At 73.8% G+C, this 11,517-nt stretch carries 10 protein-coding genes; 2 read left to right on the top strand and 8 right to left on the bottom strand.

Translation table 11 applies throughout. The annotated features are described in order from the left end of the window. Positions 1-143: 143 nt before the first annotated feature. The 6 genes from AB0O40_RS36175 to AB0O40_RS36150 form a co-directional block, all read right to left on the bottom strand. Positions 144-899 carry an endonuclease/exonuclease/phosphatase family protein gene (locus AB0O40_RS36175; protein ID WP_365050224.1) on the bottom strand — a complete coding sequence of 252 codons (756 nt, stop codon included), beginning with the start codon at positions 897-899 and terminating at the stop codon, positions 144-146. A gap of 73 nt (positions 900-972) precedes the next feature. Further along, positions 973-1,914 carry an ROK family glucokinase gene (locus AB0O40_RS36170; protein ID WP_365050222.1) on the bottom strand — a complete coding sequence of 314 codons (942 nt, stop codon included), beginning with the start codon at positions 1,912-1,914 and terminating at the stop codon, positions 973-975. A 61-nt stretch (positions 1,915-1,975) separates the two neighbouring features. After that, positions 1,976-2,440, bottom strand: coding sequence for a DUF5304 domain-containing protein (locus tag AB0O40_RS36165; RefSeq protein ID WP_365050220.1), 465 nt, complete (start codon positions 2,438-2,440; stop codon positions 1,976-1,978). Between the two features lie 70 nt (positions 2,441-2,510). After that, positions 2,511-3,650 carry an ArsA-related P-loop ATPase gene (locus tag AB0O40_RS36160; protein WP_365050218.1) on the bottom strand — a complete coding sequence of 380 codons (1,140 nt, stop codon included), beginning with the start codon at positions 3,648-3,650 and terminating at the stop codon, positions 2,511-2,513. 175 nt (positions 3,651-3,825) lie between these two features. After that, positions 3,826-4,263 carry an SRPBCC family protein gene (locus AB0O40_RS36155; protein WP_365050216.1) on the bottom strand — a complete coding sequence of 146 codons (438 nt, stop codon included), beginning with the start codon at positions 4,261-4,263 and terminating at the stop codon, positions 3,826-3,828. A gap of 69 nt (positions 4,264-4,332) precedes the next feature. After that, complete coding sequence (locus AB0O40_RS36150; RefSeq protein ID WP_365050214.1) at positions 4,333-5,100, bottom strand: metallophosphoesterase; 768 nt, start codon at positions 5,098-5,100, stop codon at positions 4,333-4,335. A gap of 312 nt (positions 5,101-5,412) precedes the next feature. On the opposite strand from AB0O40_RS36150, the gene AB0O40_RS36145 reads away from it, so the two are divergent. Then, the gene (locus tag AB0O40_RS36145) at positions 5,413-7,209 is read left to right on the top strand and encodes an AMP-dependent synthetase/ligase (RefSeq protein WP_365050212.1); all 1,797 of its coding nucleotides are present in this window, start codon (positions 5,413-5,415) and stop codon (positions 7,207-7,209) included. 49 nt (positions 7,210-7,258) lie between these two features. On the opposite strand, the gene AB0O40_RS36140 is transcribed toward AB0O40_RS36145, so the two are convergent. Both AB0O40_RS36140 and AB0O40_RS36135 read right to left on the bottom strand, forming a co-directional pair. Next, on the bottom strand, positions 7,259-8,875 hold the full coding sequence (locus AB0O40_RS36140) for a GMC oxidoreductase (protein ID WP_365050211.1): 1,617 nt from the start codon (positions 8,873-8,875) through the stop codon (positions 7,259-7,261). A gap of 184 nt (positions 8,876-9,059) precedes the next feature. After that, positions 9,060-10,202, bottom strand: a complete 1,143-nt coding sequence (locus AB0O40_RS36135; protein ID WP_365050210.1) for a glycosyltransferase family 4 protein — start codon at positions 10,200-10,202, stop codon at positions 9,060-9,062. A 68-nt stretch (positions 10,203-10,270) separates the two neighbouring features. On the opposite strand from AB0O40_RS36135, the gene AB0O40_RS36130 reads away from it, so the two are divergent. After that, positions 10,271-11,431, top strand: a complete 1,161-nt coding sequence (locus AB0O40_RS36130; protein WP_365050208.1) for a glycosyltransferase family 87 protein — start codon at positions 10,271-10,273, stop codon at positions 11,429-11,431. Positions 11,432-11,517 lie beyond the last annotated feature (86 nt).

Raw genomic sequence — 11,517 nt, 5'->3', positions numbered from 1 at the left:
GGTGCATACCTGCGCTCCGCGCAGGTGCGCTCAAACGCCGGACGGGCTGGATTTCCAGCCCGTCCGGCGTTTGAGGACCGGGTCCGGGCAGAGCCCGGGGAACGGGCGAAGGGCGGGTCAGGGGCCAGCCCCGCAGGGCTCCGCTACGCGGCGGGAAGCCGGAGGGCGGCCAGGACCGGCAGGTGGTCAGTGGCGGCGACGAGGTCGCCGGGCGAAACGCCCGGCAGACCAAGCGGCACGCCACACCCCAGCACCTCCACCCCCTTCGTGGCGAAGACCGCGTCCAGCCGGCGGCCCGGCGCGACAGCCGGGAAGGTGTCCCCGGCGCCCCCCAGCGGGGCCACCGCAAAGGCGTCCTGCAAGGACCCCGCCAGCAACCCGAACGCCGCCCCCGAAGGCTCTTCGTTCACATCCGCCGCCAGCAGCCCGTGCGGCACCCCCAGCCCCCGCAGCGCGTCCAGCGCCGCCCCCGCCTGCGCGTACCGCTCCTCGCGCGCGAGCGACAGGTGCGTCGAGACCAGTCCGACCCGCGCGCCCCCGATCCGTACGACGGCCGTGGCCAGCCCCCGCCGGTGCAGCCCGGGGGTCAGCGGCAGGAGCACGTCCTCGGTGCGTTCCACGAAGACCCGCAGCGAGCACAGCAGCGCCGGGCCGGCCGCGGTCGCGCCGCCGCCGAGCACCACCAGGTCGGCCTTGGAGGCGAGCCGGGCCGCGTGCTTGCGCCAGCGGAAGAACCGCGGGGCCTCCTGGACGAAGACCAGGTCGGGGGCGCAGGCCCGGATCACCCGGGCCAGCGCGTCCTCGTCGTCGCGCAGGGAGCGAATGTTGTACGAGAGCACCCGGACCACCGCGGAACCGTCGTCCTCGGTACGGGAGTTGGGAAGATCAGTCATCGCCATGGCCCCCAACATAGGCAGTTGCCCGCCGCACCCCCAGGGGGCGCGACGGGCAACCGTCGTCGAGCGGGCCGGCTCAGCCCTGGCGGGCCAGGTCCGCCGCGCCGACCAGGCCGGCCTTGCCGCCGAGCTGGGCCGCGAGCACCTGGGCGTGCGGCCGCCACTGGCCGCCGATCAGCCAGCGCCGGAAGGACTTGCGGATCGGGTCGAGGACCAGCTCGCCCTCGTCGGAGACGCCGCCGCCGACGATGAAGGCCGAGGGGTCGAAGAGCGAGGCCAGGTCGGCCAGGCCCGCGCCGGCCCAGCGGGCCAGCTCGCGGAAGGAGTCCACGGCCACCGGGCAGCCCTGCCGGGCGGCCTGGCTGATGTGCTTGCCCTCGATGCCCTCGGGCGTGCCGTCGCCGAGGCCGAGCAGGATCTGGGCGTTCTCGGGGGTGGCGTTGGCGCGCTGCTTGGCGTACCGGACCAGGGCGCGGCCGGAGGCGTACTGCTCCCAGCAGCCCTGGCTGCCGCAGCCGCAGAGCAGGCCGTCCGGGACCACCCGGATGTGGCCGAACTCGGCGGCCACGCCGAAGCGGCCGCGGCGCAGCTTGTTGCCGATGATGATGCCGCCGCCCAGGCCGGTGCCCAGGGTGATGCAGATGACGTCCTCGTGGCCCTGGCCGGCGCCGAAGCGGTACTCGCCCCAGGCGGCGCAGTTCGCGTCGTTCTCGACGACCACGGGCAGGCCGATGCGCTGCTCGACCTTGTCCTTGAGCGGTTCGTGGCGCCAGTTGATGTTGGGGGCGAAGAGTACGGTGGCGCGCTTGTCGTCGACGTAGCCGGCCGCGCCGATGCCGACGGCCTCGACGGTGTGGCCCTTGCTGACCTCGGCCACGGCGGTGCAGATCGCCTCCGTGACGCCGTCCGCGGTCGGCGGGGTGGGCACCTTGTACTTCTCCAGGATGGTGCCCTCTTCGTCGACCACTCCGGCCGCGATCTTCGTGCCGCCGATGTCGACGCCGATGGTGAGTGCCATTAGTCCCTCGGTTTCCGGTCAAACCCCGCCACGGCCAACCGTACCCGAGCCCGCTGGGGGCTCAGTCGAGGTCGATGCGCTCCGAGGGGCCCGGGTCCTCGTCGCCGGGGTCCCGGCCGTCGGCCGGTCCGGCGGCGGTCGCGGGTCCCGGGGCGGCGCCCGGCTCCCTGGTCCAGCGGCGCTCGTGGCCGGTCACCGCGGAGCGGTAGGCGGCCAGCAGCTCGGTGCCGGCGGCGGCGAGGTGGTCGAAGACCTCGGGGTTGCGCTCGATCACCGGCTCGACGGCGGTCTTGGCCTGGTTGACGAACTGCCGTACGACCCCTTGGGCGGCCGTGCCGAGCAGCGGGTGGTCGAGTCCGGCGACCTTGTCGGCCACCGCCCCGACCAGCTTGAGCAGCTCCTCCGCGGCGCTGCCGGTGGCGCCGGGGTCCTCGGCGCGCCGGCGTTCCCGCTCGGCGGCGAGGTCTTCCGCGCAGGCCCGGGCCCAGGCGTCCTCGTCGGTGGGACGGTCGTTGGCCTCGCTCATGACGGACTCCTGCGGCTACGGCGGTGACACCTTCGACGGTACCGGACGGCGGCGGGGCGCCGAAGGCCGCTCAGCGGGCGGGCCAGAGGGCCGGGTCGGGGGTGAAGCGGACGGCCAGCTCGCCGTCGCGCAGGGCGGCCCCGGAGACGGTGCAGCGGCGCAGCGCGGAGGGCAGCGGAACGATCCTGCGGAAGGGCCCGGCGGCGAGCAGCAGCTCGTCCCCGCGCCGGACCAGGTCCAGGGCGTCCTTGGTGGCGCCGGGCAGCGGGATCCGCCAGACCAGGACGCCGTCCTCGGCGCGGCGGTCGGCCACCTCCCACTGCGGCCGGGCGGCGGGGCCGGGCCGGCCGACGGGCAGCCGGTCCAGGTCGCCGGGGCCGGCCGGGTCGTGTCCGAGGTGCGGCAGCTCGCGGACCGGCACCGCGGCGGCGGCCCATTCGGCCAGGCACTTGTCCTGCTGGGCGGCGAGGGCGGCCAGCCAGGTGTCGGCGCTGTCCCGGGGCAGCACGCGGTTGGCGGCCAGGCCCTCGACCGGCAGCCGGTGCAGGGCGAGGCCGAGCAGTCCGGTGCGGACGGCCCCGGTGGCGGCCGGGCCCGGTTCGGCGACGACCCGCACGGCCGTGCCGGGGTCCGCGATCACGGCCTCCACGGCCGCCAGCTCCTCGTCCCAGCGGGCCGCCGTCTCGTACAGCCACTGGGCGGGCATCGGCACCCCGGCCAGCTGGGCGAGTACCGGGCGCAGCGCGCGGGCGGCCTGCCGCTCGGCGGGCAGCAGCCGGCGCAGGTAGCGGCGCAGCTGGGCGGGGAGGGCGAGCAGGTCGACGGCCTCGCGCAGCGGCGGCAGGTCGACGACGACCAGGTCGTGGGCGCCGCCGGAGGCGGCCCGGCGCAGGGCGCGGAGCAGGGCGAACTGGCCGGCGCCGGGGACCGCGGTCAGCTCCTCGGCCTGCAGGGGGCGGGCGCCGAGCAGGTTGAGGACGGTGGTGCCGCGGGCCTGGAGGGTGACCAGTTCCTCGCGGAAGGTGGCGTCGGGGTCGACGGTCCGTACCGCGACGGTGGTGTCGGCACCGAGCAGTCCCTCGACCCTCTGCCGGGGCTCGGCGCTCACCAGCAGGACGCGGGTGCCGTCCGCGGCGGCAGCCCGCGCCGTGGCGGCGGCCACGGTCGTGCTGCCCGCCCCGCCGGGCCCGGTGATCAAAAGCGTGCGCATGCGTCTGCTCCGTTGGTGCCGTGTGCTGCGGGTGCCGTTGCCCTGCGGGGCCGGTCCCCTACCCGCCCTTCCACCGTTCCCCGGGCTCCGCCCGGACCCGCGCCTCAATCTCCCCCAGACTCCGTCTGGGGGGACCCCCGGGCGAGGCTGGATTTCCAGCCTCGCCGGCGAACCGTCAGGCGGACTCGACTCGCTTCTTCAGGCCGGCCAGGGCGCGGTCGATGATGACCTTCTCGGCCTTGCGCTTGATCATGCCGAGCATGGGGATCTTGACGTCCACGGTGAGGGAGTACGTGACCTCGGTGGCGCCCCCGTCCCGCGGCGCGAGCCGGTAGGAGCCGTCCAGCACCCGCAGCATCTGCGACTTGACCAGCGTCCAGCTGACCTCGTCGGTGCCGGTCCAGGTGTAGGCGAGGGTGTGGTCGTCCCTGATGGCGCCGGCATCCAGCAGGAGCCGGACCTGCTCGGCCCGCCCCGCGGCGTCGGTGGCCAGCACCTCGGCCTCCTTCACCTCGCCGGTCCACTCCGGGTAGCGGGCGAAGTCGGCGATCACGGCCATGACGGCGGCCGGGGTCGCCTCGATCGTGATGCTGGAGCTGGTGTGTTCCGCCATCGCTGCGGCTCCTCCAGAGGCTTGGTTAGGGAGAATGCGACGCGTGAAGGCTACCGCGCAGAACGCGGGTCACCACTCCAGGGCCCAGGGGCGCCCGGTGGACGCGAAGTGCCCGACGTTCACGCACTCGGTCGCGCCGATCCGCATCCGCTGCGCCAGCGGCTGGTGCACGTGCCCGAAGAGGGCGTACCGCGGCCGGGTGCGGTGGATGGCGTCCAGCAGGGCCCGGCTGCCCCGCTCGAAGCGGCGGGCGACGGTGTCGTAGCAGAGCTCGGGCACCTCCGGCGGGATGTGCGAGCAGAGCACGTCCACCTCGCCCAGGGCCTCGACCTTGGCGGCGTACTCCGCCACGTCCACTTCGTAGGGGGTGCGCATCGGCGAGGGCAGGCCGCCGCCGACGAAGCCGAACACCCGGCCGCCGATCTCGACCCGCTCGCCGTCCAGGACGGTGAGCCCGGGGCGGGCGTACTCGGGCCAGAGCCTGGGGATGTCCACGTTGCCGTAGGTGGCGTAGGTGGGGGCCGGGAAGGCCGCGAACATCTCGTCGTACTGGCGGCGGACCGCCTCCTCGATGACCTGCTCCCGGTCCAGGCCCGCCCACAGGCTCCGCCCGAAGGCGCTCGCTTCCGCGAACTTCTTCGCGGTCCGCAGCGCCACGATGCGGTCGGCGTTCGCCACGCCGAAGAGGTCGGGGAAGATGCCGCGCGAGTGGTCGGCGTAGTCGAGGAAGAGGACCAGGTCGCCGAGGCAGATCAGCGCGTCCGCGCCGTCGCCGGCCCGGGCGAGGGCCGCCGTGTTGCCGTGCACGTCGCTGACCACATGGACCCGGTTCCGCATCGTTTCCCCTCGCTCACGCATTCCGCTTCGCCCCTCTCCGGGGGCTCCGGACCGGCTTGATCCGCCCCCTGCGGGGCGCTGGTCACCACCCGTCCGGATCACCCTAGGACGGGCCGCCCGCAGCCGGGTAGAGGGCACCGGACCTGCGGTTACTTCCGAGTCGCAAACCGGGTGGACTACTGTCGGGGCGGTATGGCCGCATCATGTGACGCACGGAACATCTGGCCGGGACCCCCTATCGGGAACCCCCTACCGATGGGTAACGTCCGGTCGGTCCACATCGTGGCGATGGCGCCCAGAGGAGCAGCAGTCTTGCGCGAGTTCAGCCTTCCGGCCCTGTACGAGGTCCCGTCGGACGGGAACCTCACGGATCTCATCCGCCGCAATGCCGCTCAGCATCCCGACACCGCCGTGATGAGCCGCAAGGTCGGCGGCGCGTGGCAGGACGTCACGGCCACCGCCTTCCTCGCCGAGGTGCGCGCGGTCGCCAAGGGCCTGATCGCCGCCGGTGTGCAGCCGGGCGACCGGGTCGCCCTGATCTCCCGCACCCGCTACGAGTGGGTGCTGGTCGACTTCGCGATCTGGACCGCCGGCGCCGTCACCGTCCCGGTGTACGAGACCAGCTCCCCCGAGCAGATCCAGTGGATCCTCGGCGACTCCGGCGCCACGGCCGTGGTGACCGAGAGCCCCGGCCACTCCGAGGCCGTCGCCGGGCTCCGCGACCGGCTCCCCGAGCTGCGGCACGTCTGGGAGCTCGAGGCCGGCGGCATCGAGGAGCTGCGCACCGCGGGCGCGGGCGTCTCCGACGAGCTGGTCGACGAGCGCACCTCGCTGGCGGGCGCCGACGACATCGCCACCATCGTCTACACCTCGGGCACCACCGGCCGCCCCAAGGGCTGCGTACTCACCCACCGCAACTTCTTCGCGGAGTGCGGCAACGTGGTCGAGCGCCTGAAGCCGCTCTTCCGCACCGGCGAGTGCTCGGTGCTGCTCTTCCTCCCGGCGGCCCACGTCTTCGGCCGGCTGGTGGAGGTGGCCTCCGTCCTGGCGCCGATCCGGCTGGGCTGCGTACCGGACATCAAGAACCTCACCGACGAGCTGGCGAGCTTCCGGCCGACGCTGATCCTGGGCGTGCCCCGGGTCTTCGAGAAGGTCTACAACTCCGCCCGGGCCAAGGCGCAGGCCGACGGCAAGGGCAAGATCTTCGACGCGGCGGCGGACACCGCGATCGCCTACAGCCGCGCGCTGGACGCCCCGGGCGGCCCGTCCTTCGGCCTCCGGATGAAGCACAAGCTCTTCACCAAACTGGTCTACAGCAAGCTGCACACGGTCCTCGGCGGCCGCGGCGAGTACGCGATCTCGGGCGGCGCGCCGCTGGGCGAGCGGCTGGGCCACTTCTTCCGCGGCATCGGCTTCAACGTCCTGGAGGGCTACGGCCTGACCGAGTCCTGCGCGGCCACCGCCTTCAACCCGTGGGACCGCCAGAAGATCGGTACGGTCGGCCAGCCGCTGCCGGGTTCCGTGGTGCGGATCGCGGACGACGGCGAGGTGCTGCTGCACGGCGAGCACGTCTTCCGCGAGTACTGGAAGAACGAGAGCGCCACCGCGGAGGCGCTGACCGACGGCTGGTTCCACACCGGCGACGTCGGCACCCTCGACGAGGACGGCTACCTGACCATCACCGGGCGCAAGAAGGAGCTGATCGTCACCGCGGGCGGCAAGAACGTCGCCCCCGCGGTGATCGAGGACCGCATCCGGGCGCACGCCCTGGTCGCGGAGTGCATGGTGGTGGGCGACGGCCGGCCGTTCGTCGGCGCGCTGGTCACCGTCGACGAGGAGTTCCTGGGCCGCTGGTGCCAGGAGAACGGCAAGCCGGCCGGCTCCACGGCCGCGTCGCTGCGCGAGGACGCGGACCTGAACGCGGCGGTGCAGAAGGCCGTCGACGACGGCAACGCGGCCGTCTCCAAGGCGGAATCGGTGCGGAAATTCCGCATTCTGCCCTCCCAGTTCACGGAGGAGTCGGGGCACATCACGCCCTCGCTGAAGCTCAAGCGCAATGTCGTGGCGAAGGACTTCGCCGACGAGATCGAGGCGCTCTACCGGGGCTGACCGCGAGCGGTCGGCTCCCCCCGGTGGCCCGTGTCCGGTCCGGGGCCCGCTAGCGCGGGTCCTCGGCCAGGATGCGGGCCATGTTGCGTTCGGCCAGGGCGGTGATGGTGACGAAGGGGTTGACCCCGAGGGAGCCGGGGACCAGCGAGCCGTCCATCACGTACAGGCCCGGGTAGCCCTTGGCGCGGCCCCAGTTGTCGGTGGCCTGGCCCAGGACGCAGCCGCCCAGCGGGTGGTAGGTGAAGTTGTCGGCGAAGGCCTTGTTGTCGCCGAAGAGGTCGTAGCGGTACATGGTGAAGTTCGCGCAGTTGACCCGGTCGAAGAGCTTCTTGGCCGCCGCGACCGAGGGCTGGTTCTGGCTGAGGTGCCAGTTGAGGCGGGCCGAGTCGGTGGCCGCGTCGTAGCTGAAGGTGCCGCGCTCGGGGTTCTTGGTGATGGCCAGGTACATGCTGACCCAGTGCTCGATGCCCATGGGCAGCGGGGCGATCTCCGCGAAGACCGGGTTGGCGGCGTTGTCCCAGTCGTCGATGCCCATGGCCGGCATGGTGGACTGGTTGGCGCCGACGGTGTCCCACAGGTGGTTGGCGCGGGCGGTCATCACGTTGCCGTTGTGGCCCCAGTTGGTGCCGACGGCCGGGCTGAGGCCGGGCAGCGCGCCGGTCTCGCGGGCGCGCAGCAGGATCTCGGTGGTGCCGAGGCTGCCGGCCCCGAGGAAGAGCTGCCTGCAGGCCAGTTCACGGGTCTCGACCACCGCGCCGGTCAGGTCGATCCGGCGCAGCGTGAGCACGTACGTGCCGTCCGGCTCGCGGCGGACCGCGACCACCCGCTGAAGGGTCTCGATGGTGACGTTGCCGGTGCCGAGGGCGGCGGCGAGGTAGGTCTTGTCGACGCTCTTCTTGCCCTGGTTGTTGCCGTAGATGACCTCGCCGGCCAGGGCGGACTTCTGGGCCGTGCCGGCCGCCTCGCGCTTCATGTACTCGAAGTCGTAGACGTTGGGCACGAAGACGGTCTTCAGGCCGGTGTTCTGGGCGTGCTTGCGGGAGACCCGGGCGAAGCGGTACCACTCGGTCGACTCGAACCAGGCCGGGTCGATCTCGTTCACGCCGAGCATCTGGCGGGCCCGCGGGTAGTACGTGCCGTACATCTCGTCGGCGTCGACGGTGGGCAGCACCTCGGTGAAGTACGAGCGGCGGGGCGTGGGCGCCATGCCGCCGTTGACCAGCGACCCGCCGCCCACGCCCCGGCCGACGTAGACCGACATGTCGCCGTAGTTGACCCGGTCCAGGACGCCCGGGTACGGGGTGATGGCGCGGTTGACCACGTCCAGCCAGAGGAAGCTGGCGAGCGGGGCCTCGGTGCGGTTGCGGAACCACATGGAGCGCTGGTCGGGGGCGGTGGTGGAGGGGAAGACCTTGCCGTCGGGGCCGGCCGTGTCCCAGAGCCGGCCCATCTCGACGACCACGGTCCGCACCCCGGCCTGCCCGAGCCGCAGCGCGGCCACCGCGGCGCCGTAGCCGGAACCGACGACCACGGCGGGGGCGTAGTCGGTGGCGGCGGGCTCGGCGGCGGCCGCCGACGCCAGCCCGATCCGGGTGAAACCGAGCGCGGCGGCGGTCTGGAGGGCGCCGAGACCGAGGAGGTGACGGCGCGTCAGATTAGGTGTCATGGCCGCATCATGGGCGGAATTCGGCCGTCCGCCCATACGTGGTGTTGACAGAAATCTGAGTAACAGTCAGCTCCGCCGCCGCCGGGGCCCCGCCGGCCCTTGAGGCGCGGGCCCCGGGGCGGAGCCCCGAAACCCGGGGCCCGCCCACCCCTTGTGCCGCGTTGGGCCGGGCCCAGGCAAGGGGTCAGAGGAGGGTGCGGAGGGATTCTGCGAGGAGGTCCCAGCGCCACTTCTCTTCGACCCAGGCGCGGCCGCGTTCGCCCATGCGGGAGCGGAGCTGCGGGTCCTGGAGGAGGGTGGTGATGCGGTCGGCGCACTCGCGGGGGTCCTCGCCCCGGACCACCCAGCCGGTCTCGCCGTCCAGCACCGCGTCCGGCGCGCCCCCCGAGTCACCGGCCACCACCGGCAGCCCGGTGGCCGAAGCCTCCAGGTACACGATGCCCAGCCCCTCGACGTCCAGCCCGCCCCGCCGCGTCCGGCAGGGCATCGCGAAGACGTCCCCGGCGCCGTAGTGGGCCGGCAGCTCGGCCCACGGCACCGCGCCGGTGAACCGCACCGAGTCCCCGACCCCGCTCGCGCCGGCCAGCTTCCGCAGCTCCGCCTCGTATGGCCCGCCGCCCACGATCAGCAGGACCGCGTCCGGCACCCGCGCCAGGATCGACGGCATGGCCCGGATCAGGGTGTCCTGCCCCTTGCGCGGCACCAGCCGCGAGACGCACACCACCACCGGCCGGTCCGCCAGCCCGAGCCGGGCCCGGACCTCGGCGCCCCCGGAGCCGGGGTGGAAGGTCTTCTCGTCCACCCCCGGCGGCAGCTGCACCATCCGGCCGGCCGCCGCGGGGGTCAGCGCGGACGCGATCCGCGAGCGGGTGTACTCGCCCAAGTAGGTGATCGTGTCGGTGCCCTCACCGATCCGCCGCAGCAACTGCCGCGCGGCCGGCAGCTGGGCCCAGCCGGCCTCGTGGCCGTGCGTGGTGGCCACCAGCCGCTTCGCCCCGGCCCGCCGCAGCGCCGGGGCCATCAGGCCCAGCGGGGCCGCCGCGCCGAACCACACCGACTCGCAGCCGTGTTCGCGCAGCAGCCCGGCGGCCCGGCGGGTCACCCGGGGCGTGGGCAGCAGCATCGTGGTCCGGTCCCGCACGACCGTGAAGGGCTGCTCGGCGTCGAAGGCGGCGGTGGCCGCCCGGCCCTCCGCACTGTGCTTCCAGGTGGAGGCGTAGACGACGATCCGCTCCGGGTCCAGCCGCAGCGCCATGTTGTGCAGGAACGCCTGGATGCCGCCGGGACGGGGCGGGAAGTCATTGGTCACGATCAGGGTCTTGTGCATCGTCAGCGACAGTACCGAACGGCCGTGGCGAATGGCTCCGGGGCCCGGCGGCACGGCATCATGGCGCGATGCTCTTGACCGCCTGGACGGCCACCAGGGCCCTGCTGCTGCTCTGCGTCCTGCGGGTGCTGGTGCTGCCCGGTCCGGACGTGACCACCGACGTGTCCGTCATCTACCAGGGCTGGTACCAGGTACTGCGCACCGGGACGTTCCCGCTGGACGACGTCACCTGGCAGTACCCGCCGGGCGCCGCGCTGCCGGTGCTCTCCCCCGCGCTGCTGCCGTTCCTGCCGTACGCCACCGCCTTCTTCGTCCTGGCGCTGGTCACGGACGCGGTGGTGACCTGGCTGCTGGTACGGGCCGGGCGGCGGCCGGGCCGGCGGCTGGCCGGGGCCTGGGCGTGGGTGGCCGGGCTGCCGCTGCTGGGGCCGACCCCGTACGCCCGGTACGACCTGATGGTGACGGCGGTGGCGGTGGCGGCGCTGCTGGTGCCCCGGCTGCGCGGGCCGCTGATCGGGCTGGGCGCGGTGCTCAAGGTGTGGCCGGCGCTGCTGCTGGCCGGGGTGCGGGACCGGGCGGCCTGGGTCTCGGCGGGGGTCTCCGCGGCGGGCCTGCTGGCCGCGTTCACCGTGCTGATGCCGGGGGCGCTGGCCTTCCTGGCCTTCCAGCGCGACCGGGGCACGGAGGTGGAGTCGCTGGGCGCGCTGGTCTTCCACGTGGCCCGGCACTTCGGCTGGCCGGGGGCGGTGCTGATGAACTACGGCTCCGTGGAGTTCATGGGCCCGTACGTGCCGCTGGTCAGCCGGGCCGCGCTGGCGCTGTCCCTGGGGGCCTTCGCGTGGCTGCTGGTGTGGCGGGCCCGGGCCCGGGCCTTCGGGCCGCACACGGTGGCGGACGCGGCCTTCGCGGCGGTGCTGCTCTTCACCACCACGAGCCGGGTGCTCTCCCCGCAGTACCTGGTGTGGCTGGTGGGGCTGGGGGCGGTCTGCCTGTCCCTGCGGTCCTCGCGGATAGGGGTGCCGGTGCGGGTGGTGCTGGGGGCGGCCGCGGTGACCTTCGCGGAGTTCCCGCTGGGCTTTTCGCACGTGGTGCGCAGTGACGGCCTGGGCCTCGGCCTGCTGTTGCTGCGCAACGGCCTGCTGGTGGCGGCCACCGTGCTGGCCTGCCGGGCCCTGTGGCGGGACACGGTCCCCGCCCCCCTGGGCCGCCGCACCCCGTCCCGCGTCTGACCCGTGCCGCTGCGCGGCGCTCGCCCCAGCGCCGGCGGGGCTGGGGTTTGAGGCCCCCCCGCGGAGGGGGGGGGGGGCGGCCCCCC

It is taken from the genome of Streptomyces sp. NPDC089919, from assembly GCF_040684615.1.
Taxonomy (GTDB): Bacteria; Actinomycetota; Actinomycetes; order Streptomycetales; family Streptomycetaceae; genus Streptomyces.
Note: the sequence above shows the minus strand (reverse complement) of the source record. Positions and strands in the feature narration are given on the sequence as shown.

Bases quoted from the DNA above. Each gene is read 5' to 3' on its own strand.
- AB0O40_RS36140 (WP_365050211.1), bottom strand. From the start codon at position 8,875: ATGACACCTAATCTGACGCGCCGTCACCTCCTCGGTCTCGGCGCCCTC.
- AB0O40_RS36135 (WP_365050210.1), bottom strand. From the start codon at position 10,202: ATGCACAAGACCCTGATCGTGACCAATGACTTCCCGCCCCGTCCCGGC.
- AB0O40_RS36160 (WP_365050218.1), bottom strand. From the start codon at position 3,650: ATGCGCACGCTTTTGATCACCGGGCCCGGCGGGGCGGGCAGCACGACC.
- AB0O40_RS36155 (WP_365050216.1), bottom strand. From the start codon at position 4,263: ATGGCGGAACACACCAGCTCCAGCATCACGATCGAGGCGACCCCGGCC.
- AB0O40_RS36175 (WP_365050224.1), bottom strand. From the start codon at position 899: ATGGCGATGACTGATCTTCCCAACTCCCGTACCGAGGACGACGGTTCC.
- AB0O40_RS36150 (WP_365050214.1), bottom strand. From the start codon at position 5,100: ATGCGGAACCGGGTCCATGTGGTCAGCGACGTGCACGGCAACACGGCG.
- AB0O40_RS36130 (WP_365050208.1), top strand. From the start codon at position 10,271: ATGCTCTTGACCGCCTGGACGGCCACCAGGGCCCTGCTGCTGCTCTGC.
- AB0O40_RS36170 (WP_365050222.1), bottom strand. From the start codon at position 1,914: ATGGCACTCACCATCGGCGTCGACATCGGCGGCACGAAGATCGCGGCC.
- AB0O40_RS36165 (WP_365050220.1), bottom strand. From the start codon at position 2,440: ATGAGCGAGGCCAACGACCGTCCCACCGACGAGGACGCCTGGGCCCGG.